Genomic DNA, 21,217 nt, shown 5'->3' with positions numbered 1-21,217 from the left:
CGTTCAACCTGGTTTCGACCCAGATGAACAACGCTTCGGACGGCAAGCTCTAAGAGCTTCGCGCAAGCGAAACGTTCGGGGGCGGGGAACTTCGGTTCCCCGCCCCTTTCGTTTGTGCCCAGTGCTTGTTGCCACTTGTGGGCCGGTGCCGTCATCCACGGACACAGAACAAGGGATTACCTGTCACCTTGGACAGGGTGCGAATGCCCCCCTGCCCCCTTGCCCACGGCCACGGTTTCGCTAAGGACTGTTCATCCTTTTTTCGAACCCGATCAACGTATCTGATCAACAAGGACGGCTCGATGGCGACCTTCACGCTTCCGAAGAATTCCAAGGTCAATGGCAAGTCGCGGCACTTCCCGGCTGCCACGCAAGGGAAGATCCAGAAGTTCAAGGTCTATCGCTACGATCCGGATAGCGGCGAGAACCCGCGCTACGATACCTTCGAGATCGATCTCGACCAGTGCGGCCCGATGGTGCTTGATGCGCTGATCAAGATGAAGGGCGAACAGGACCCGACGCTGACCTTCCGCCGCTCCTGCCGCGAAGGCATCTGCGGTTCGTGCGCGATGAACCTTAACGGCCGCAACGGCCTTGCCTGCACCACCGCGATTTCGGACCTCAAGGGCGAGATTCGCATCACCCCGCTGCCGCACATGGAAGTGATCAAGGATCTCGTTCCCGATTTCACCCACTTCTACGCGCAGTACGCCTCGATTCGTCCTTGGCTGCAGACTGTCTCGCCCACGCCTTCGGGTAAGGAGCGCTTGCAGAGCCCCGAGCAGCGCGAAAAGCTCGATGGCCTCTACGAATGCATCCTGTGTGCCTGCTGCAGCACCTCGTGCCCCAGCTACTGGTGGAACTCCGACAAGTTCCTCGGTCCGGCCATCCTGCTCCAGGCCTACCGCTGGCTGGCCGACAGCCGCGACGAGATGACCGGCGAACGGCTTGACGAGCTGGAAGACCCCTTCCGCCTCTATCGTTGCCACACGATCATGAACTGCGCCAACGTCTGCCCCAAGGGCCTCTCGCCTGCGCGCGCGATCGCGGAAATCAAGAAGATGCAGGTCGAGCGCTCGCTCTGACCTGCATCCGGCCCCGCGCCTGACATGTCCCCGACCGATATGACCGTCGACAACGCTGCCTTCACCTATGGCCCCGCTGCGGACCATCCCGGCTGGTATACCTGGGACCTGAAGGATCAGGACCGGTTCAATGCCTATGTCATGGGCCGGTTGCTGGTGCGGCGCGAGGACTTGCCCGGTGGCGGCCCGGCGGTGCGGCTGCGCATGTTTCCGGAGCGCCGCCACAGCAACCTGCTCGATGCGGTCCACGGCGGCATCACGCTTTCGCTGATCGACGTCTCACTGTTCGCCTGCATGCGCCACGCGATCGATGGCGATGCTGCAGGTTCGGTCACGCTGGATCTTTCCACCCAGTTCATCGGTGCCGGCATTGTCGGCAAGCCGCTTGATGCCGTGGTCGAAGTCCTGCGCGAAACGCGCCGCCTCCTGTTCCTGCGCGGCACGGTGGTGCAGGAAGACCATCTCGTCGCCGCCTTCAATGGAACCGTGCGCAAGCCCTCGGCGCGATGAGCGGCCTTTTGCAGCGCTATGCCGCGCTTGTCGCGGCTGGCGAACTCAAACCCGATCCCGAACAGGCTGCGGCAACCGCGCGGCTCGATTCGCTCCAGCAGGAGCTGGAGCGGCCCGGCCCAAAGCCCGGCCTCGTCGGCCGCCTGCTGGGAGCCAAGCCCCCTGCCCCGCCGCGCGGCCTCTACATGTGGGGCGGAGTCGGGCGCGGCAAGTCGATGCTGATGGACCTGTTCCACGATACGCTGGAGGCAGGCCCCAAGCGCCGGGCGCACTTCCACGAATTCATGCTCGACGTTCATGCCCGCCTGCGCGTCGAGCGCCAGAAGGAGCGTGGCGACCCGATTCCCCCGGTCGCCGCTGCCATCGCGGCCGAAGCGCGCGTCCTCGCATTTGACGAGATGGTGGTGAACAACAGCGCCGATGCGATGATCATGGGCCGCCTGTTCACCGCCCTGATTGCCGATCTCGGCGTCACCGTCGTCACCACATCGAACCGCGCGCCGAGCGAGCTCTACAAGGACGGGCTCAACCGCGAGCACTTTCTCCCCTTCATCGCGCTGATTGAAAACCGGCTCGAGGTGATCGCGCTCAACGGCCCCACGGACTACCGCATGGTCCGCATGCAGGGTGTCGGCACCTGGCACGTGCCCAATGGCCCCGAGGCAACGGCCGCGGTGCGCGAGGCATTCTTCCGCATGACGGACTATCCTCCGGAGGACAGTCTGCATGTACCCACCGGTTCGCTCGATCTTGGCGGCGGGCGGGTGCTGCACGTGCCGAAGAGCCTCAAAGGCGTGGCCGTGTTCAGCTTCAAGCGCCTATGCGGCGAAGCACGCGGCGCGGCGGACTATCTTGCCATCGCGCGCAATTATCACACGGTGATCCTGGTCGGCATCCCGCAGCTCGGGCCAGATCAGCGCAACGAGGCCGCGCGCTTCGTCACGCTGATCGACGCGCTATACGAGCACAAGGTTAACCTGATCGCGACCGCCGATGCAGAGCCAGCGGATCTCTACCCTGCGGGTGACGGCCGATTCGAATTCGAGCGTACGGTCAGCCGCCTGATCGAGATGCAGAGCCGCGAGTATCTCGCAATGGGCCACGGCGAAGCCTGAACTTTCGCCGCTGCGTACGCAGCTAGAGCAAATTGCTCCAAATCCGAAGCGATTGCGTTAACCGTCTTCCGCTTCGAAAGTCAGTCTGCGTGACCCGAACAAAAAATATGAGCGCCCAAGGCAGTTGCACCTTGAGCGCTCATATTGAGCGATTCGCGCCATTCACGATGCAAGACCACCGGGAAACCGGTGATCTTGGCTCGATCACTTAAAAAGCCAGTGCCAAAGCATGAGTGCCTCCCGAAAAGTGGACTGCACGCTTTTATCACTAATGGGTTTGGTTAACAACGTCTAAACGGATCGCCGTCCTTGCCTCAGACTGGCATCGTAATCCTTCTCGAATTCGGCAAATGCGATCGGCTTGCCGAGGTGATAACCCTGCGCGCAGTCGCACCCGAGGTCGCGCAGGAGTTGGAGCGTCGGCGCGTCTTCGATACCCTCGGCGACGACCCTCTGGCCCAGTGCATGAGCAAGACTGATGGTATTGGCGACGATGATCCGGTCGCGCGGGCTCGAGATCATCCGGGCGACAAATCGCCGATCGATCTTGAGTTCGTCGCTCGGCAAGTCGGCCAGATAGGCAAGGCTCGCCTCGCCTGTCCCGAAATCGTCAATGGAAAGGCGGAAGCCCAGTTCACGCAGACGTGCCAGATTCTGGCAGGCTGCGGGCCGGTTCCGGACACTGGAAGTCTCGGTGATCTCGACCGTCAGCAGCGCAGGATCGATACCCCGGCGGCGCACGATCTCGGAAAAGTTGCTGACGAGATCAGGCTTGTCGACCATCTGCGCCGAAAGATTGATGCTCATCTGGAACCGCGGTCCCCGCGTATTGAGCGCCAGAGTCGCGGTGATCGCCAGATCGAGCACCCAGTAGGTCAGGGCATCGATTCGGCCGGCGCGTTCTGCCTGAAGAATGAAGGCATCGGGCGCGATTGCGCCACGTGTAGGATGGTTCCAGCGGATCAGCGCCTCGCCCCCGCAGATGCGATTGTTGGTCAGGTCGAACTGCGGCTGGAATGCGAGCCAGATCTCGCCGTTGCGCAGGCCCTCCTCGATCCGCGCGTGCAGCGAAAGCTCCCACGGCGCCTCCGCCAGGCGGCTGGCCTCGAACATCTCGATCGATCGGCCGCTCGCCATGGCCTGGTTGGCGCTGGCGAGAGCCGAATTGAGCCGGGTCGGCACATCGAGCCCCTCGTTGCGATCGAGGCCGAAATGGATGTTCGTATCGAACGTATGCGCCCCGATCTGGAGCGGCGAGGCAAACAGGGCGCGCAGCCCTTCGAGGTGGTCGAGCTGCGTTTCGAGCGGACGCGCTTCTTCGGACCAGGCAAACTGGCCGCTTTCGCCATGGTAGATCGTGTCCGTTCCGGAACCGGCGGTTATGCGTCTTGCGATGGCGCGGGCAAATTCGCCGTGCAGCTCATGCGGCAAGGTGGCGAGCATTTCCTCGTACCGCGCGACAACTGCCACGACCATGTCCGCCCCCACCGGCATCGTGCCGTTGGTGAATGCAAGGAGGTTGGGCAGGCCGGCGGCGCTCGTCAGCTGGATTCGCCGTGCCCGCTTTTGCCACAGTCGCAGCGCGGCATAGACGGAGATGAAAATCAGCGCGCAGTCCGGCGGAAATACGATACCCTGTGTGCGCAAAAGAGCAGGCAGGCCGATGATCGTGGCAACGGTCGCCACGTACCATGCCAGCTTGGCGCGCCGCTTTGCCCGAGCGCCTTGCACCACCAGCAGCGCGGCCAACAGCAGCATGGGGATCGAACCGAACTTCTGGCCGAATGACACCGAGAACGGCAGGGACAGCCCCGCCGCACCAGCGATATCGAGCGCGACGGCCGGAACCAGCCGGTGGCCGAAGTACCGGATCGACGGAACCCGTTCCGGCGAGGTCACGATCACCGTACGCCCGGCAAGGCCGGATGGCAGGGGTGCCCCGCTCAGAATGTCCTGCGAGCGGACCCGGGGAATTGATTGGGGATCAATTGAAAAATCTGGATAGTAGTCGGATTCGAAGCCGCTCTGCACGCCGGCCAGCGCCGCACCCAATGTCTGATATTCTCGGCCATGGATCGTGACCGTGTAGGGTGCGGAAATCGCATAGTAGACGAAATTGGAGCGCCATGCGGACGCCACGACCTTCGTGTTCCTCACCACCTGTGCCGATGGCAAGGTGAAGGCGTGATCGTCGAAGTCGTCCATCTTCTCGGCGCGCGCGACAACGGCAATATCGGAATCGTAGCTTTGCAGTGCCTGCATCAAGGCGGTGTCGCCAGCCTTGTCTTCTCCCGCCGGAATGGCCGCATCGAAGAAGACCCGGCGCGGCATCTGCCGGCGGAGCTTGTTCAGCAGATCGGCCTGTTCGGCAGTCGTCCACCCGCTGCGGTCATCCACAGTCAGCAGCACGGTGTTCGTGGGAGCGTCACGCCGAAGGCTTTTGAACACCACATTCCAGTAGGAATGCGCCAACGGCTCTCCCGTGGCGAACATTGCGAGGAGCAACGCTGCCAGCAGGGAAAAACCCAATGTTGATCGCAAAACCCGCCGCATGGACCGCCCAATTAGGGTTGGTGACACCCGGCCATAGTCCGAAATGGTTTATATAGGTTTAATATTCGACAAACGGATTCAGCCGTGCACGCCTTTAATAATCTGTTTTTAAAGGATTATCTTCAAGCTTCGGTCCAGCATCAGCAATTGCCAGATCAACCGGCTGTGATCGCTCGTCCCGGCGATATGCGCCTCGGCCAAAGCCGCCAGACGGGCGGTGTCGAACCAGCCCGTGCGGGCAAGAGTGCCGCCAGAAACCACCTGCCGCGCCTCTCCTGCCAGCGGCCCGCGCAGCCACGCGGCGATGGGGGTGACAAAGCCCATCTTCTGCCGGAACAGGATATCCTCGGGAAGATAGCGCCGCATGGCCTCCTTCATCAGCCATTTGCCGGTCCGCCCGCGCACGCGCACCCGTTCGGGCAGGCGCGCGCCGAATTCGATCAGGCGATGATCGAGCAGCGGCTCGCGCGCCTCAAGGCTCACCGCCATGCTCGTGCGGTCGACCTTGGTCAGGATATCGCCGGGCAGGTAGAACTTGAGATCGGCATATTGCGCCCGGTCCAGCCCGCTGCGCGCCGGCGCTCCGCGCATCAGCTCCACGAATGGCTGCTCGGCGCGATATTCGCCGCGCAGGCGCCGGAATTCGTCGGAATAGAGGCCCATGCGCAGTTCCGGCCCGGTCACCGCCAGAGCGCGCGCATAGCCCTCCTCGCCGGTCCCAGCGAGGCTGAGCAGCGTGGTCTTGGCGCGCAGCGGGCGCGGGGCCCAGTCCAGTTTCGGATAAGCTGCGCCGAGCCCGCCCAGCAGCGGACGGCGCACCGCAGCGGGCAGGAAGGCGCGCACCTGCTCCTCGCGGTGCTGGAAGGTCTGGCGGCGATATCCGGCAAAGGCTTCGTCCGCCCCGTCGCCCGATAGCGCCACGGTCACATGTTCGCGCGCCAGTTGCGAGACGCGGTAGGTCGGCAAGGCAGAGGCATCGGCGAACGGTTCGTCGAACATCGCCGCGAGCGTGTCGACCAGCGCGAAGTCTTCCGCGCCGACGATCCGCTGATGGTGTTCGGTGCCATATTGCGCGGCTATGCGACCCGCATACTCGGTCTCGTCGAGCGCCTTCACATCGAAACCGATCGTGCAGGTCTTGACCGGCTCGCGGCTCGCCTCGGCCATCAGCGCGACGACGCTGGAGCTGTCCACTCCGCCCGAAAGGAAAGCGCCCAGCGGCACGTCGGCGACCATGCGCGAAGTCACTGCCTCGCGCAGGTGGTGCAGCAGGTGTGCGCCGAGATCGGCCTCGCTCCCACGCTCGCGGCGTTCGAACGAGACGTCCCACCACTGCACCGGCGGCGGCGGGGGGGCATCGTGGCGCAGCAGGCGGTAGTGCCCGGCCGGTAGCTTTTCCACGCCCTTCAGGATCGCGCGCGTATCGGGCACGAAACCCCAGGTGAGGTAGTCCTCCACCGCCAGCGGATCGATCTCGCGCCGCAGCGAAGGGTGCGCGAGGAGCTGCTTCAGCTCGGACCCGAAGATCACGCTGCCATCGGCCAGCGTCGCCATATGGAGCGGCTTCACGCCCAGCCGATCCCGCGCCAGCAAGAGCGTGCGCTGCCGCAGGTCATAGAGCGCAAAGGCGAACATGCCGTGGAGGCGCGGCAGGCAGTTCACCCCCCAGCGCTGCCAGGCCGCGAGGATCACCTCGCTGTCACCGTCGGTGCGGAACGTCGCGCCCTCGGCCTGCAATTCGCGGCGCAGCTCGCGGAAATTGTAGATCTCGCCGTTGAACACCAGCATGGCCGCACCATCGGACGAGGCCATCGGTTGCGGCGATCCCGCAAGGTCGATGATGGCAAGGCGCAGGTGCCCAAGCCCCACCCCCGGCGCGGTCCAGACACCTTGCCCGTCCGGCCCGCGATGCGCCGCGACCGCGCACATCCGCGCGACCCGGTCGGGATCGACGGGCTTCAGGCCCTCGGTATGGAAGATCCCGGCAATGCCGCACATAAGCCAGCGCTTACCGGACGCGCGCCGTGCGGTCCATCCACGGCGCGATGGGGCCGGTGGCGGCAAGGAAGCTGCGGATCGATTCATCGGGCGGCGGCGCGCCCTCGCCGGCCTCGGCGGAAAGAATCAAGGTCATCGTCGGGCGCGCGCGCAGCAGAAGGCGGTCCTCCATGTTGGCGAGCTTGAGCCGGGTGTTGCTCCCTGTCAGCAGATCACCGCTGCGCAGCCAGGTCACGGCAAGGCGGTGGATCGGGCCCGGCGCCTGAATCACGTCGCTGCGGGCATCGGCAAAGCCCGGGCCCGGCTCCTCCCACGCCCAGCGGCTGCCGAGCGGCAAGGCGCCCTGGCCAAAGCCCCCGGCCTCCTTGCCATCGCCTTGCGCGGCGTAGAGCGCAAAGGACATATCGACCACGTGGCCCTTGCCATCGGTGTAGCGCGCCACCAGCCGGTGATCGGCGCCGCCGTGGAGCGGGTGCCACTCAGAGTTCGGGCTGCCGTTGTCGAACTGCCAGCCAGGTACTGTCTGAAGCGCGATAAGGTCTGGCATGGGTGCTGCGATCCGGCTTGCCGCCGCGCTCCAGGCAAGGCCCGCCAGAGCGAGGGCGGCGATCCCGCCAAGCGCAGCCGTGGTGGGCAGTGCCATGCGCTCCAGCCGCGCCAGCAGCGGTGAGGCTGCAATGGCCGCCCCGTCGACCAGCGGCGCATCGATCTTGCGGTCGAAGAACCGCCAACCAACAGCCATGACCAGCCCCATGACCAGTGCGAAGAACACCCAGCCATAGAAGATGTGGTCAAAGCTTGCGGCAAATTCGATCCCGCGCCAGCTGGCGATATAGACCGTACCCCACGCCCTCACGCCGTTCGCAAGCACCGGCACCACCAGCGACAGCGCCATGAAGCCCGCCCGGCGCCGCCAGCTCGCAAAGCAGACGTTGGAGACAAGCGCGCCATAGGCGAGCATCGCGATCAGGAACTTCACCCCGGAACAGGCCTCCGCCACTTCGAAGTAGCCGAAGCGCGTGGTGATGAACACGCCGTCGATCGTTGCCGGGATCTGGCTCAGCGCCAGCAGCAGCATGGTCAGCTTGGCGGTGATCATCTGGAGAAACGGGATCAGCTCATCGCCAAAAGGCACCAGCGTGAGCATGTAGCCCAGCGGAAAGAGCTGTGCGGCAGCGACCCGCGGCCCCAGCAGCGCCAGCGCCGCCCCTTGCAGCATCACCACGACCGCCAGCTGCCGTGCCAGATTGAGCCCCGAAAAGTCGCCCAGCACCCATAGGAACACCGCTCCGCCCGTCACGATCAGACCCGGCCACCAGGCACGCGGCACGATCTGAGCGGTTTCGGCGCCGCGCTGCATGGCGAGCCAACCGAGGATCGGCGGAATGAGCAGGATATGGTTGTAGGTGGAACTCTCCCACCACTGCCAGGCCATGTCGCGCCAATCGCCGAGGAACAGGACGATCAGCGCCAGCCACACCGCGGCCAGCCGGATCAACGGCGCGCGCCAGTGGCCCGGCACGCGCGCAAACAGGCGCGTCAGCAGGCCTTGGGGCCGCGCCGGAAGCGCGCTTTCAGGCAGCATCGGCCGCAGACTCCAGCGGACCGGCGATCAGTTCGCGCAAGGGCGCCAGCACGCGGTCCCAGCCGCATTCGGCCACGACGAAGCGCCGGGCCGCAGCGCCCAGGGCGGCGGCCGCAGCGCGGTCCGCCAGCAGCGCCAGCGCGCGATCCGCTAGTGCCAAGGGTGCCTCGGCCAGCGCGAAGTGCTCCCCGTCGGCCCCGCCGATGCCCGTCGCCGCAGCAGGCGTCAGCAGCACCGGGCGCGCCATGGCCATCGCCTCGAGCACCTTGTTCTGCACCCCGCGCGCGATGAGCAGCGGCGCGGTGACCAGATCAGCCCCCGCCAACCACGGTCGCACATCGGCAACAGCGCCGGTCACGAAAGTGCCATTGATCCCCTCAAGCGCCCGCACCGCAGCCGTTGGCGCACGGCCGACGATGGCGAAGCACGCCGCCGGATGGACCGCCCGGATGCGCGGCATCACTTCGTGCGCGAAGAGCTCCACCGCAGTCACGTTGGGCGGATAGTCCATCTGCCCGGTGAACACGATGCCGGGGCCTTCGCCCGACAGTTCCGGTGCGGGTTCGACCATCGCCGGATCGAACAGTTCGGTATCGATGCCATTGCCCAGCGCGCGCACATCTGGCCGCGCGCTTCCGGTCAGCCGGCTTTCGAACAGCGCGCGCTCCTCGCGGCTGATGAAGAGGCTCGTTGTCGCGCGGCGCGCCGCCAGTTCCTCGAACCGGCGCAGCAGCCGCGCCTCGCGGGCATAGAGCAGCCGGCGCGGCAGCGCGCCGGTCTGGGAATAGGCTTCAAACTTCGCCGAATCGACGTCGACGAAATCCATCACCACCCGCCCCCGGAACTCTGGCGGCACATATTGGGCCATCTGCCCGGAAAACACGAAGATCGCCGAAATCGGGCGGGTCTCCAGCAATTGATGCACCCAGCGCTGCAACTTGGCAGAGGCAAACGCGGCCAGGCTGACCGGCAGCCCCTGCCCCAGTGCTGCAAGTGCTGCGAGCGGAAGCGGCGCACTGCGGCGCACGATGCAGTGGCTGGTCGCAATCGCGGCGACTGCGCCTTCCTGCGCGAGGTCCGCCGCATCATCGGCCAGCGCGCCCACATGCACCGGCGCGATTTCCGCGATCCGGCGCAGCAGGTGGTTGGAGCGGATCTTGTCCCCCCGGTCGGGCGGAAAGGGCACACGGTGCGCGAGGAACAGGACCTCGCTCATGCGAGCCCCTGCGCGATGAACGGCCCGATCCGGTTGGCGATGCCCAGCGGCAGCTTCTGCCACAGCGCGATCTTCGCCTTGTAGCGCGGGCTCAGCGGATTGACATCGCGCGGCGGTGCGCCATCGGCGCTCCACACGGCATAGCTCAGCGGCTGCGGCGCGAAGCCCCAGTTGCGCTTGAAGTCATAGGCGCCGGTATCGGTCTTGGAGCGCCCGAAATCGAAGCGATCACAGCCCTTCCGCCGCGCATGGCACATCAGCGCGTAATACATGACGTCATTCGCCCGAAGCGCGCGCGCTGCATGCACCCCGCCGCCCCAGTAGGGCATCACCGCGCCGCGATGATAGAGGCTGAGCACCGACGCCACCGCGCGGCCCTCGTGCAGCACGGTCAGAATGTCGGCATCCTCGCCGAACGCATCCATCACCGCCTCGAACAGGGCGCGCGGAAACACCGGCGTGCCCAGATTGCGCACGGATTCGGCATAGACGGCGTAGTGCCAGTCCCGGTCCTGCCTATCGCGGCCGACGCGAATCTCCATCGCGTGTCCCAGCCCCTTGCGCACTTCGGCGCGCTGCTTGCGCGGGATCCATGTGAGCTGCGCCTCGTCATCCACAGCAAGCGGCGCGACGAAACCGGCGTGGCTGTCGCGCTTGATGTGCCAGGCAGAATCCTCCGGCATCGTGCCGCCGCGTAGTTCGACGGTCGGGCAAGTCAGGCGCCGGGCGAGTTCGGTGGCCGCTGCAAAGAGATCAGGCGCAGCGTCCGCATCGCCCAACAGACCGCCGCCGACAGCAAATCCGGTCGAGACCAGTGCACGGCCAAACAGCGGCGAATGCACGGCATGGAGCGGCAGCAGCGCCGCGATTGCCCCTTCGCGCTCGGCGAGCAGAACATGCGCCGGATGCCCTGCCGCGAACGTCACCGCATCCAGCCATTCAGGCCGATGGAACGGCGTCGCGCCGTCAGCCTCCGCCACAAAGCGCACGATTGCGCCCCGATCTCCCGGATCGGCAAGGCGGACCCGGGTCAGCGACGGCCGAAAGGGTGCGTTCATGCCGCAACCTGCTCGGCATCAAGCCGCGCGGCCTCGGCAGCAACCACCGCATCCATGCGCCCCCACTGGAACGCGCCGAGCAGCTTCCGGAGCTTGGGCGCCATGACCGAAAGATTGGTGTAATGCCGAAAGCGCGAACGCAGCGGCGCATCGGTTCGGCGCGGCTGATCGGGATCGACTTCCCACGGATGGAAGTAGAACGCCGCCGGGCGCCCCTCATGCCGATTGACCCGGTCTACCGCCCAGTACGAGACAGCATAGGGCAGCAAGCGGAAGAACCCGCCGCCGCCTGCCGCCATGCGCCGTCCGGCCAGTTCCACTGTCGTCACCGGCACTTCGACCAGCGGAGAGCCTGCCACCGGGCGGAACGCAAAGCGCGGCGCTTCGCGCCAGCCATAGTGATCATGCACAATCGGCGCGACGCTGGAGGAATAGGCATAGCCGTGCCGCGCGAGCACTTCGTGTGCCCAGGGCGTGCGCGCATCGATCGAAAAGCTCGGCGCGCGGTAGCCGGTCACCGCGCTGCCGCTGGTATCTTCCAGCACGGCGCGCGCCCGCGCGATATCCTCGGCAAAAGCCACCTCGCCCATCGCAAACACGCGCTTGTGGTCCCAACCGTGGCTGGCGATCTCGTGGCCCTGCGCGGCGATCCGGCGCATCATCGCGGAGTGCTTCTCCGCTACCCAGCCGAGCGTGAAGAATGTCGCCTTGACACCGGCCTCGTCAAACAGCGCGAGCACGCGGTCACAGTTCGCCTCGACGCGCTGATCCAGCCCGTCCCATTCACCGCGCCCGATCACATGTTCGAACGCGCCGACCTGGAACCAGTCCTCGACATCGACCGACATGCCGTTGAGCACGGCACCCGAGGGCTGCGGATGACCAAGATCGGGGCGGGACATGGCGCCATCGCTCCTTCAGGCCGCGCGCCGCGGCGTTTCGCTTTCGAGCCACTCGATCAGCATTGTCAGCACATGGCGAATCGCCTGTTCCTGCTCCGCGCCGCGTGCTTCGAGCGCCACGATCCGCTGCTGCAGCGCGCCGAGCATGGCTTCAAGCGTCTCGAACCGCGCGTCCGTGGCGGTAACCACCATCGGCTGGGCCGGCATGTCAGCCAGCTCGAGCACGGCCTTCTGGAGTTCGGTGATCTGCTCGGCATGTCCCGAAATGGCTTGCTGAAGGCCTGCAAGACCGGCAATCGCGGCAGCGGGAATGGCGGCGACCGATGCTGCAGGCGCTTCCGGCGCGATCAGCGGAGCGGGCGCAGGTGCGGGTGCTGCCGGATCGGCCAGCGTGCCATCGCGCTCCAGATCGGCAATCACTTCGGCCAGCATGGCGCTGTCGATCTGCGACTTCTGCTCGACCGCGCCCATCAGCAGCAGGCGGCCGACCACCTGATTGATCCGGCGCGGCAAGCAGCCGGTGGTACGGGCAAGATCGGCGAACACGCGTTCTTCGAACGCCGGGTTGCCGCTCCAACCCACGCAGGCCAGGCGGTGCATCACATAGGGGCCGACTTCGCGGGGCTCCATCGCCTCAAGGTGGTGCGTCGCGATCACGCGCTGGCGCAGCTGCTCCAGCCGCGGCGAGTTCTGCAGCAGATCGCGGAATTCGGGCTGGCCCAGCAGCAGAATCTGCAGCAGCGGATGCGCGCCCAGCTGGAAGTTGGAGAGCATGCGCAGCTCTTCCAGCGCCTCGATCGAAAGGTTCTGCGTCTCGTCCACCACCAGCAGGCAGCGGCGGCCGGCGCGCGCTTCGTCGTGCAGGAACGCCTCGATCAGCCCGAGCGCGCTCGCCTTGTCGTGCCCGCTCACGGCGATCCCGAACGCGCGCGCGGCCATGTGGACCATCTCGCCGCCATCGAGCCGGCTCGTCACGATCTGCGCCGCGGTCAGCCGCTGGCGGTCGATCGTGGCCAGGAGATGCGCGGCCAGCGTCGATTTACCCGCCCCCACGGCCCCGGTAATGACGATGAAGCCTTCACCTTGTGCAAGGCCATAACCAAGGTAGGACAATGCCTTGCGGTGCGTTCCGCTCTCGAAATAGAACTCCGGATCGGGGGTAAGCTGGAAAGGCCGTCCGGTCAGCTGGTAGAACGTATCGTACATCTTGGGGGACGCCCTTTATCAGAAGTTGTAGCGCAGGCCGACCTGACCGGTGGCGATCACATCGTCAGCGAAAGCCTTGCGGTTGAGCGCATCGAGCCCGACCCCGGCATTGCCGACCAGCCGCTGCGTGAACTGGTGGGTGAGGCCTGCGTTGACGCCGATGGAATTCACGTCGGCCAGATCCGAAACACCGGATTTGTACCAGCTGTCGTAGACCGCGACGGTGAAGGAAGTGAGCCGGTCGATCGGCCCTGAAATCTGCCCGTTCACGTAGAATGTCTGATCCGTGCGGCCATTGGCGGAGGCGAGCACCGTGCCGTTCGCGCCGATGAACTTGCGGCGCAGATAACCCACGCCCAGCCCCATGCGCAGCTTGCCGAGCTGATGGCTGTAGGATGCCGACACGCCCCGGTTGCGGAACGCCGCCGATGCGATCGAACCCAGCGCGCCGTTGACACAGCCGCCGCTCTGCGCACCCGCCGCGCAGCCCGAGATATCACCGCTGAACGGATTGCGATCCGCCGTGAAGTCCGTCGGCAGGCCGCGCACGGCGTTGCCCACCGTCGATCCGAAACCGCTCACCGCATCGAACACGTCGATCTGCAACGCATTGCGCGCGTTGGGCGTGTAGGAGAGCGAACCGTAATAGGTCATGCTGTCATAGCGGCGGCCGACGAAGGCGCTCAGCGAGGTGCGCCGGCTGGGGCGCCACATCACGCCGACATCCCAGGTCAGCCCGGTCACGTCATAGGCGATCTGGCGGGGCTTGGACTTGTCAGTCACATAGCGGCCGTCGCTGCCGACCACCGGCACGCCGCCCGGCCCACGCACCGCATCGCGCGAGGAAACCTTCACGTCCTGCCAGCCGACATCACCGATCAGCGCCAGTTCCGAATTGATCGGCAGCGTCGCCTGGACGCCCGCGCGCAGTTCGCGCACGCGCTGGTCGAGGTTGGCGATGTCTTCCTGGTTGTAGCCGGCGCTCGCGGTGAGGCCGATCGGCAGCACCGTGCCCGGCGCCACCCCGGCGGAGACCTGCGCGGACTGCGCCACCGAGTGATTGAAGATGTCGCCCTGCGGCTGCGGCTGGCCGGGGGGCAGCCCTGTCACCGGCAGGCGCGGCGTGTTCACCTTGGTATAGCCGACGAGATAGGAACCCTTGAGTGCGACTTCACCGACATGGGTCGAAACCGCAGGGCCCGCATAGAGCGAATAGACCTGCGCGACCCGGTCACCCGTTTCCACCGAGCCGAGACGCGAAGCACCGCTCGCATCGAACCGGGTGCGCGTGGCAAGGCCGCCCGCCTCGATCGTCAGTTCGCGCGGGATGAGATCGTGGCGCACGCGGGCAAGACCCGAAATCGTATCGTTGCTGACGATGTTGCCGCTCTCGGCAAAGCGCCGCTCATAGCGCACCGAGACCGCGCCTTCGGTCCGCCGCCCCGCGAGCGACATGTCGACGCCGACCGCAACGCTCGAATAGGTCAGCACATCGTGCACCGGCTCAAGGCGGGCAAGCACGCTCTGGCTGAGCTCGATGTAAGGCTGGAATTTCACCCGGGCGGAACCGCCCGCGCTGCCCATGCTGCGTCCGCCGCGCCGGGAATCGCCACCGCGGGCCGAATCGCCGCCCGAGGGCGCGCCGTCCCCGTTCGAGATCCCCTCGCTGTCGCCGGGATCGCCGTAAGGCAGCGACTGCGCATGTGCCGCGCCGGAGAGCAGCAGCATTGCCAGCGCACTGGCCACGAACACATGGGTCGAGGTACGCGCCATGGTCATTCCTTGTACCCGTAGTAGGAGCCGAAGCGGCGCCCAGTGGGTGAGAAGCGGGTGCAGTTGAGCAGCAGTTTGATGTCCTCGCAGCCCGCAAGGATGCCCACAGCATCGCGCAGCGCGGCCTCGCCGGTCTGATCGGCGCGCACCACCATCAGCGCCTGGCCGACATGGTGGGCAAGCTCGGACGCGGGCGATGCCGCAAGCACCGGCGGGCTGTCGAAGATGACGATACGGTTGGGCGATTGGGAGGTCAGCCGGTCGAGGACCTGCGCGGTATAGGCGGAGGCCAGGTGTTCGGTGTCATGCCCGGTCGAATTGCCTGCAGGCAGCACGAAGAGTCCGGCAATGTCGGTGCCGATGATGCAGTCCTCGACCGCAATGGCGGGATCGGCCAGCGCGTCCATCAGCCCGCGCCCACCCGGCAGGCCCAGCGCGGAAAGCACGCTGGGCTTCGCGAAATCGGCATCGACGAGGAGCACTTCGGTGTCTTTCTCCGCCGCCATCGACAGCGCGAGATTGACTGCGCAGAAGGTCTTGCCCTCACCCGGATGCGACGAGCACACCAGAATGCGCTCGCCATGCCGCGCGCCCCTGCCGGCGCGCGAATCCGCCGCCGTCATCAGGAGCTGGCGCTTCACGATGCGGAATTCCTCCAGCAGGCCGGTCACCGGGCCCTCTGGCTCGATCAGGCACTGTTCGCGCAGATGCTTGCGGTCGACCGGGTGGAACGCACCGCGAAAGGCCTGCCGCGCCGGGATGCCATCGAAAGCAGGCGGCGGCGCGGCCGGATGCGTCGGCGCGGCACCGCGCTGCACCGGCTGCGCAGGTTCTGCCGCTTCGGAAGTGATCGGGGGCCGCTCGCGCGGTTCGGGCAGTTTCGGCGCTACCGGCGCCTGAAAGGCGCGCAAGTCGAAGGTCCCCGCCGCGCGCTCGATCAGCGAGCGGGCCTCGGAGGTGTCCTTGGGAAGCGGGATCTTGCTCTGTTCGGTCATGATCTTCTCGGATTCCCTCAGGCGACCATGCCGCGTTTCATGAATTCGACCGCCAGCAGCACGACCAGCACGAAGGCGAGACTGGCGACGCCGCCGGCAAACCACTTGAGTTGGCGCCAGTATTGGGCCCGCGCACGGCGCGTCAGCGTCAGCGTGACCGAGCCGACCACCTGCATGCCCGTCGCGCGCTCAAGCTGCCCTGTCGTTGCGTAGGTCGAGCGCAGCTGGCCCAAGGCAAAGGCGCTGCCGCCGCCCGCTGCGACACCCACGACAAGCACGAGGAACAGCAGCATCGGCCGGTCCGGCGCCGAAGGCTTGCGCGGCGTCGTTGGCGGATCGATCACTTCGAACTTCACCGCGTTGCGTTCGGTCTCGACCTGCCCGCGCAGGCGCAGTTGCTCGCGGTCGCGCAGCAGTTTGTCGTACTGCTCCTTGAGCACGTCGTAGTCGCGGTTGATGCGGGCGGCCTCGGCGGCAAGGCCAGGTTCACTGAACTGGCGGCCCGTCAGCTGGGCGAGTTCCTGTGTGAGCGAGCCGCGGCGCGATTGCAGCGCGACGATGCTCGCCTCGCGATCCGCCTTGATCGACTGGAGCGAGGAGTAGGCCGGGTTGGGCATGCCTCCGGGGCCGCTGTCACCAGCCGCCGCACGCTGAAGTGCAGCAACCTGCGCTTTCAGGGCGATCACGTCCGGGTGGCTGTCGGTCAGCCCGCGCGCGCGCATGGAGCTGAGGTCGGCCTGGGCCTGCGCCAGCGAGCCACGCGCACCGCCACTTGCGCCGGGCATCACGATCGTCGGCGGCGTACCCGAAAGCTGCCCGCGGATCGAAGCGAGTGCGCTTTGCGCTGCGAGCAGATCGGACTCGACCCCGCGCAGCTCGGCGCGTGCGCCCTCGATCTTGCTGGAAAGCGAGCCATTGCCCGGCATCATCTCGGCGTTCTTCGCCTCGAAGGCCTGGCGCTTCTGTTCTGCTGCCTCAAGATCCTTCTGCCGGTCGGCCAGTTGCTGGTCCATGAAAGCCAGCGTGTCGCTCATCTCGCCGCGCCCGCCGGCAAGGTTCTCCTCGCGGAAGATGTCGATCATCTTCTGCACGATGTCCTGCGCCAGCTTGGCGTTCTGGACATCGGAATAGGCCTTGCTGCCCGAATAGGCGGTGATCTCGAACAGGTTGTCCTGCTGGCTCACCACCTTGATGTTCTTGCCCAGCCCTGCGACTGCGGCTTCCATCTGCTTGTCGGACGTCACCTTGTCGCCCAGCCGCGTGGCGCGTACGACCTTGGAGAGATTGACCGAGCTGGTCAGCGTCTGGCGCACCCGCTCGATATCGCGCTTGCGGTCGCCGCCGATGCCGATCTGGTCCGAGAGTACATCGTCGATCTGGACGAAGATGCGCGCCTTCGATTCGTAGGTATTGGGCACTGTCGCCACGACTAGCCAGCCAAGCAGGCAGACCAGCCACGCGACGCCCAGCGCCAGCCAGCGCCGGTGCCAGATGCCGTAAAGCGCGATGCGCACTTCTTCGTAGATGCTCGTCATGCGGCCAGCATCCTCAGAACGTGCTTTCCGGGATGATGATCACATCCCCCGGCATGAGCATCACGTTGGCGCGCGTATCGCCCTTGCGCAGCAGATCGCCGATCTTCACGCCGTATTCCTTCTGCGTGCCGGTCTGCTTGTCGAAGCGCACCAGCCGCGCCTTGTTGCCCGCGGCGTATTCGGAAAGGCCGCCCACTGCGATCATCGCGTCGAGCAGCGTCATGTTGGCGCGATAGGGGATCGAGGCCGGCTTGCTGGTCGCGCCGACGATGCGCACCTGCTGGCTGAACGTGCCGGAGAACTTGTTGACGATGACCGAGACGATCGGCTCCTGGATGTACTGCGAAAGCTGGAGCTTGATGTCCTCGGCCAGCATCGACGGGGTCTTGCCCACCGCCGGCATGTCGGTGATCAGCGGCGTAGTGATGCGCCCGTCCGGCCGCACCTGCACCGAAGCGCCCAGTTCGGGATTGCGCCACACGAAGATGGTCAGGTCATCGAGCGGCCCGATCACGTATTCCTCGCCCGGGCCTTCCTGCAGCGCCACGAACGACGCGGGCGGCAATTGTGCGCCGCCGCCGCCACCTGCACAGCCGCCGAGCAACAGGCTCAGCGTGGCCGCAACGGTCAGCGACCGGGCCAGCAGGCAGGTAATACGCGTATTCTTGGGCATTGACCGTCCTTTGCGCGCACTGGGCTGGCTGTCCTGCTCGTCCCGCAGCGGGACCACAGGGACCTCCCATGACTTCCGAGCTATCGCCAAAAAGGGTGAAGATACCGTTAGTACTGATGCGCCTGACCGCACCCGCACAAGCGCATTTCCGCCAAAGTCCCGAAACGGGACGGCGCCCTGGCTAAAGGTTAATACCTACGAATCAGGGCCTTGCGTTAACAAGCAGTTCAGCCGCCGGGCCGTGCCCGAGGAAATGCATAGGGCTTGCGCTCGCGCCATAGGCACCGGCGCAAAACACCGCGACAAGATCGCCCTCTTCGGCGCGCGGAAAGCCACCCTTGTCCGCCAAGCGGTCAAGCGGAGTGCACAGGCAGCCGACGATGCTGGCCTCTTCCTCTACCGGCGCGCCGAACCGGGTGGCAATCGCGCTGGGGTAGTTGCGCCGCACCACCGTTCCGAAATTGCCGCTCGCTGCCAACTGGTGGTGCAACCCGCCATCCGTGACGAGGAAGACCTCGCCGTGGCTTTCCTTGCGATCGATGATACGGGTCAGATAAACGCCAGCCTCGCCAACGAGATAGCGCCCCAGCTCGATACTGAACGCGGTATCTGCCAGCACCTCGGGCAGGTCCTCGAATTGCGCGCCCAGTGCGGCCCCCACTGCGGCAAGATCAAGCGGGGCATCGCCCGGGAAGTAGGGAATGCCAAACCCGCCGCCAAGGTTGCACGCCGGCAGCACGGCCCCGCTTTCCTCTGCCAGTCGCGCGGCCAGTGCCAAGGTTGCCGCCTGCATTTCGGCAATCGCGGCAGCATCGAGCGTCTGGCTCCCGGCATAGATGTGCAGGCCCCGCCACTCGGCACCAGAAAATAAGATCCGCCGCGCCAGCGCGGGCACCTCCGCCGCATCGACACCAAAGGGCTTGGCCCCGCCGCCCATCTTCATCCCCGATCCCTTGAGATCGAAATCGGGATTGACCCGGATCGCCAGCCTTGGCGCACGCCCCAGCCGCTCGCCGATCGCCAGCGCCCGCTCCGCCTCGCGCGCGGATTCGAGGTTAAGCGTCACTTCGCGCGCAATCGCCGCCGCGAGGTCCGCATCGCGCTTGCCCGGCCCCGCAAAGCTGATCCGCTCCGCCGGCACGCCCGCCGCCTCGGCCATGAGCAGCTCGCCACCCGAGGCAATGTCGAACCCGTCGACTAGCCCCGCCATATGGCGCAGCACTGGTCCATAGGGATTGGCCTTCATCGCATAGTGCAGCCCCAGCCGGTCCGGCAGCGCCGCCCGCAAGGCTGCAACCCGCGCCGTCATCAGCGCCGCATCATAAACGAACAGCGGCGATCCGGCTTCGGCGACCAGTTCGGACGCCTTGCGCCCGCCGATGGCAAGCTCGCCATCGATCGCGGAAAATCCGGGCGGAATGGGGCCAAGCGGCTTCATGCTTCAGCCTTTTGGCACAGTGGCCGATAATTCCTGGTAAAGACCGGTCCGGTCGAGCTTGCCATTTGGGCTGAGCGGCATTTCCGTGCGCCAGTGAATCACGCGCGGCACCATGAAGCCGGGAAGTTCGCGGGCCAGTGCGGCGGGCAGCGCCGCCTCGGCTTCGGCAGGATCACCCTTGGCCCGCGCCACAAGGTGGATTGCCTGCCCCAGCGCCGGATCGGGAATCCCAAGTGCCACAGCTTCCGCCACCAGCCCGGTCGCAATCGCGGCATCTTCCACTTCTTGCGGGCTCACCCGATTGCCGCTGGTCTTGATCATCGCATCGCGCCGCCCGGCAAAGTGCAGCAGCCCTGCCGCGTCGCGTCGCACCCGGTCGCCGGACCACACTGCCATGCCGCCCATCCGGGAGAACACGGGCGCCGGCTTGAACCGCTCCGCCGTCCGCTCGGCATCGCGCCAATAGCCTTGCGCCACCAGCGGCCCGGCATGGACCAGTTCGCCCTCCTCGTCCGGCCCGGCCTCAAGCCCGTTATCGGCCACCACCATGACCTCGGCGAACGGGATCGCCGCGCCGATCGAAGTGGGATGCGCATCAACCAGCGCCGGATCAAGATAGGTCGACCGGAAAGCCTCGGTCAGCCCGTACATGGGAAACACGCGGCCTTGCGGAAACCGCGAACGCAGCGCCCGCACCAACGGCTCGGTCAGCGCGCCCCCGCTGTTGGTCAGCCGCCTGAGCTTCGCCGCCACCGCCTCGGGCCAATCCAGCTCCGTCAATTGCAGCCACAAGGGCGGCACCGCGGCAATCGTGGTGACGTCATGGCGCTCCACCGCCTTCATCACATCCCGCGCCATAAGATAATCGAGCGGCACCACCGCGCCGCCCGCATACCAGGTCGAAAGCAGCTGGTTCTGCCCGTAATCGAACGCCAGCGGGAGCACTGCCAGCACGCGGTCGTCCCCACCCACGCCCAGGTAATGCGCCACGCTCACCGCACCGAGCCACAAGTTGGCGTGGCTCAGCATCACGCCCTTGGGCCGCCCGGTCGAACCGCTGGTATAGAGGATCGCGGCCAGATCACTCGGGGCGGCCTCAGATGGTGCCAGTGGCGCGAATCCTTCTGCCGCTGCCCATGCCGCGCCTTCCTCCAGCGCCTCCGCTTCGGCAAGATCGCTTGGCTCCAGCGTCGCCAGCCGCCCCGCATTCGAAATCAGCAGCCGCGCGCCGCTGTCGGCCAGAATATGCGCCACCTGCCCGCGCTTGAGCAGCGGGTTCACCGGCACATGCACCAGCCCCGCCCGCACCGCCGCCAAGGGCATCAGGCAGGCAAGCTCACTTTTGGGTAGCCAGGTTGCCACGCGTGCCCCCCGCTCCGGCACTTCCGCCGCAAGCCACGCCGCCAGTTGTCCTAAACGCCGATTTAACGCCTCGTAGCTAAGCGTATACGTCTTGAAGACCAGCGCGGGCGCATCAGGCTGCCCCCTCAGCGCAAGGTGATCAAGCGGGTATACGGTCGGATCGGGCGCTGCAGGCAAGCGGCTCTCTCGGGCAAGATGGCAGGATCTGGGGCA

At 66.1% G+C, this 21,217-nt stretch carries 16 protein-coding genes; 3 read left to right on the top strand and 13 right to left on the bottom strand.

Going from position 1 to position 21,217, the window contains the following annotated elements; translation table 11 throughout:
* Positions 1-302: 302 nt before the first annotated feature.
* The 3 genes from Q0071_RS03975 to zapE are packed head-to-tail and all read left to right on the top strand — an operon-like array spanning position 303 to position 2,710.
* Positions 303-1,085 carry a succinate dehydrogenase iron-sulfur subunit gene (locus tag Q0071_RS03975; protein ID WP_298165550.1) on the top strand — a complete coding sequence of 261 codons (783 nt, stop codon included), beginning with the start codon at positions 303-305 and terminating at the stop codon, positions 1,083-1,085.
* 24 nt (positions 1,086-1,109) lie between these two features.
* Positions 1,110-1,595 carry a PaaI family thioesterase gene (locus Q0071_RS03970; protein WP_298165548.1) on the top strand — a complete coding sequence of 162 codons (486 nt, stop codon included), beginning with the start codon at positions 1,110-1,112 and terminating at the stop codon, positions 1,593-1,595.
* On the top strand, positions 1,592-2,710 hold the full coding sequence (gene zapE, locus Q0071_RS03965) for a cell division protein ZapE (RefSeq protein WP_298165546.1): 1,119 nt from the start codon (positions 1,592-1,594) through the stop codon (positions 2,708-2,710). The genes Q0071_RS03970 and zapE overlap by 4 nt, the downstream gene beginning before the upstream one ends.
* Positions 2,711-3,001: 291 nt before the next feature.
* Here zapE and Q0071_RS03960 read toward each other — a convergent pair whose 3' ends face one another.
* From Q0071_RS03960 to Q0071_RS03900, 13 genes are all read right to left on the bottom strand, one after another.
* Positions 3,002-5,203: an EAL domain-containing protein gene (locus tag Q0071_RS03960; RefSeq protein WP_298165544.1), complete on the bottom strand. Its 2,202-nt coding sequence runs from the start codon at positions 5,201-5,203 to the stop codon at positions 3,002-3,004.
* Between the two features lie 168 nt (positions 5,204-5,371).
* A complete protein-coding gene (locus tag Q0071_RS03955) occupies positions 5,372-7,261 on the bottom strand; it encodes an XrtA/PEP-CTERM system amidotransferase (protein WP_298165542.1) in 1,890 nt (629 codons plus the stop codon).
* 10 nt (positions 7,262-7,271) lie between these two features.
* Positions 7,272-8,846, bottom strand: coding sequence for an exosortase A (gene xrtA, locus Q0071_RS03950; RefSeq protein WP_298165540.1), 1,575 nt, complete (start codon positions 8,844-8,846; stop codon positions 7,272-7,274).
* Complete coding sequence (locus Q0071_RS03945; protein ID WP_298165538.1) at positions 8,836-10,062, bottom strand: TIGR03087 family PEP-CTERM/XrtA system glycosyltransferase; 1,227 nt, start codon at positions 10,060-10,062, stop codon at positions 8,836-8,838. The genes xrtA and Q0071_RS03945 overlap by 11 nt, the downstream gene beginning before the upstream one ends.
* Positions 10,059-11,120, bottom strand: coding sequence for a FemAB family XrtA/PEP-CTERM system-associated protein (locus tag Q0071_RS03940; RefSeq protein ID WP_298165536.1), 1,062 nt, complete (start codon positions 11,118-11,120; stop codon positions 10,059-10,061). Before Q0071_RS03940 ends, Q0071_RS03945 begins: the two co-directional genes overlap by 4 nt.
* Positions 11,117-12,022, bottom strand: a complete 906-nt coding sequence (locus Q0071_RS03935; protein WP_298165534.1) for an XrtA system polysaccharide deacetylase — start codon at positions 12,020-12,022, stop codon at positions 11,117-11,119. Before Q0071_RS03935 ends, Q0071_RS03940 begins: the two co-directional genes overlap by 4 nt.
* Before the next feature lie 15 nt (positions 12,023-12,037).
* Positions 12,038-13,228 carry an AAA family ATPase gene (locus Q0071_RS03930; RefSeq protein WP_298165532.1) on the bottom strand — a complete coding sequence of 397 codons (1,191 nt, stop codon included), beginning with the start codon at positions 13,226-13,228 and terminating at the stop codon, positions 12,038-12,040.
* An 18-nt stretch (positions 13,229-13,246) separates the two neighbouring features.
* The gene (locus tag Q0071_RS03925; protein WP_298165530.1) at positions 13,247-15,001 is read right to left on the bottom strand and encodes a preprotein translocase subunit YajC; all 1,755 of its coding nucleotides are present in this window, start codon (positions 14,999-15,001) and stop codon (positions 13,247-13,249) included.
* 2 nt (positions 15,002-15,003) lie between these two features.
* Entirely contained in the window at positions 15,004-15,996 is a 993-nt protein-coding gene (locus Q0071_RS03920; RefSeq protein WP_298165528.1) for an AAA family ATPase, read from the bottom strand.
* A gap of 17 nt (positions 15,997-16,013) precedes the next feature.
* Entirely contained in the window at positions 16,014-17,531 is a 1,518-nt protein-coding gene (locus Q0071_RS03915) for an XrtA system polysaccharide chain length determinant (protein ID WP_298165525.1), read from the bottom strand.
* Positions 17,532-17,544: 13 nt separating this feature from the next.
* Positions 17,545-18,204, bottom strand: a complete 660-nt coding sequence (locus Q0071_RS03910; protein ID WP_298165524.1) for an XrtA/PEP-CTERM system exopolysaccharide export protein — start codon at positions 18,202-18,204, stop codon at positions 17,545-17,547.
* Positions 18,205-18,406: 202 nt separating this feature from the next.
* Positions 18,407-19,642 (bottom strand): pyridoxal-dependent decarboxylase, exosortase A system-associated, encoded by a 1,236-nt coding sequence (locus tag Q0071_RS03905; protein WP_298165522.1) that lies wholly within the window; start codon positions 19,640-19,642, stop codon positions 18,407-18,409.
* A gap of 3 nt (positions 19,643-19,645) precedes the next feature.
* A complete protein-coding gene (locus Q0071_RS03900) occupies positions 19,646-21,181 on the bottom strand; it encodes an acyl-CoA ligase (AMP-forming), exosortase A system-associated (protein ID WP_298165520.1) in 1,536 nt (511 codons plus the stop codon).
* Positions 21,182-21,217 lie beyond the last annotated feature (36 nt).

It is taken from the genome of Novosphingobium sp. (genome assembly GCF_027486195.1).
Lineage (GTDB): Bacteria > Pseudomonadota > Alphaproteobacteria > Sphingomonadales > Sphingomonadaceae > Novosphingobium.
This window is presented reverse-complemented; position numbering and strand designations above follow the sequence as displayed.

Coding starts and splice junctions, on each gene's coding strand:
- Q0071_RS03975 (WP_298165550.1), top strand. CDS start 303: ATGGCGACCTTCACGCTTCCGAAGAATTCCAAGGTCAATGGCAAGTCG.
- Q0071_RS03970 (WP_298165548.1), top strand. CDS start 1,110: ATGTCCCCGACCGATATGACCGTCGACAACGCTGCCTTCACCTATGGC.
- zapE (WP_298165546.1), top strand. CDS start 1,592: ATGAGCGGCCTTTTGCAGCGCTATGCCGCGCTTGTCGCGGCTGGCGAA.
- Q0071_RS03960 (WP_298165544.1), bottom strand. CDS start 5,203: ATGTTCGCCACGGGAGAGCCGTTGGCGCATTCCTACTGGAATGTGGTG.
- Q0071_RS03955 (WP_298165542.1), bottom strand. CDS start 7,261: ATGTGCGGCATTGCCGGGATCTTCCATACCGAGGGCCTGAAGCCCGTC.
- xrtA (WP_298165540.1), bottom strand. CDS start 8,846: ATGCTGCCTGAAAGCGCGCTTCCGGCGCGGCCCCAAGGCCTGCTGACG.
- Q0071_RS03945 (WP_298165538.1), bottom strand. CDS start 10,062: ATGAGCGAGGTCCTGTTCCTCGCGCACCGTGTGCCCTTTCCGCCCGAC.
- Q0071_RS03940 (WP_298165536.1), bottom strand. CDS start 11,120: ATGAACGCACCCTTTCGGCCGTCGCTGACCCGGGTCCGCCTTGCCGAT.
- Q0071_RS03935 (WP_298165534.1), bottom strand. CDS start 12,022: ATGTCCCGCCCCGATCTTGGTCATCCGCAGCCCTCGGGTGCCGTGCTC.
- Q0071_RS03930 (WP_298165532.1), bottom strand. CDS start 13,228: ATGTACGATACGTTCTACCAGCTGACCGGACGGCCTTTCCAGCTTACC.
- Q0071_RS03925 (WP_298165530.1), bottom strand. CDS start 15,001: ATGGCGCGTACCTCGACCCATGTGTTCGTGGCCAGTGCGCTGGCAATG.
- Q0071_RS03920 (WP_298165528.1), bottom strand. CDS start 15,996: ATGACCGAACAGAGCAAGATCCCGCTTCCCAAGGACACCTCCGAGGCC.
- Q0071_RS03915 (WP_298165525.1), bottom strand. CDS start 17,531: ATGACGAGCATCTACGAAGAAGTGCGCATCGCGCTTTACGGCATCTGG.
- Q0071_RS03910 (WP_298165524.1), bottom strand. CDS start 18,204: ATGCCCAAGAATACGCGTATTACCTGCCTGCTGGCCCGGTCGCTGACC.
- Q0071_RS03905 (WP_298165522.1), bottom strand. CDS start 19,642: ATGAAGCCGCTTGGCCCCATTCCGCCCGGATTTTCCGCGATCGATGGC.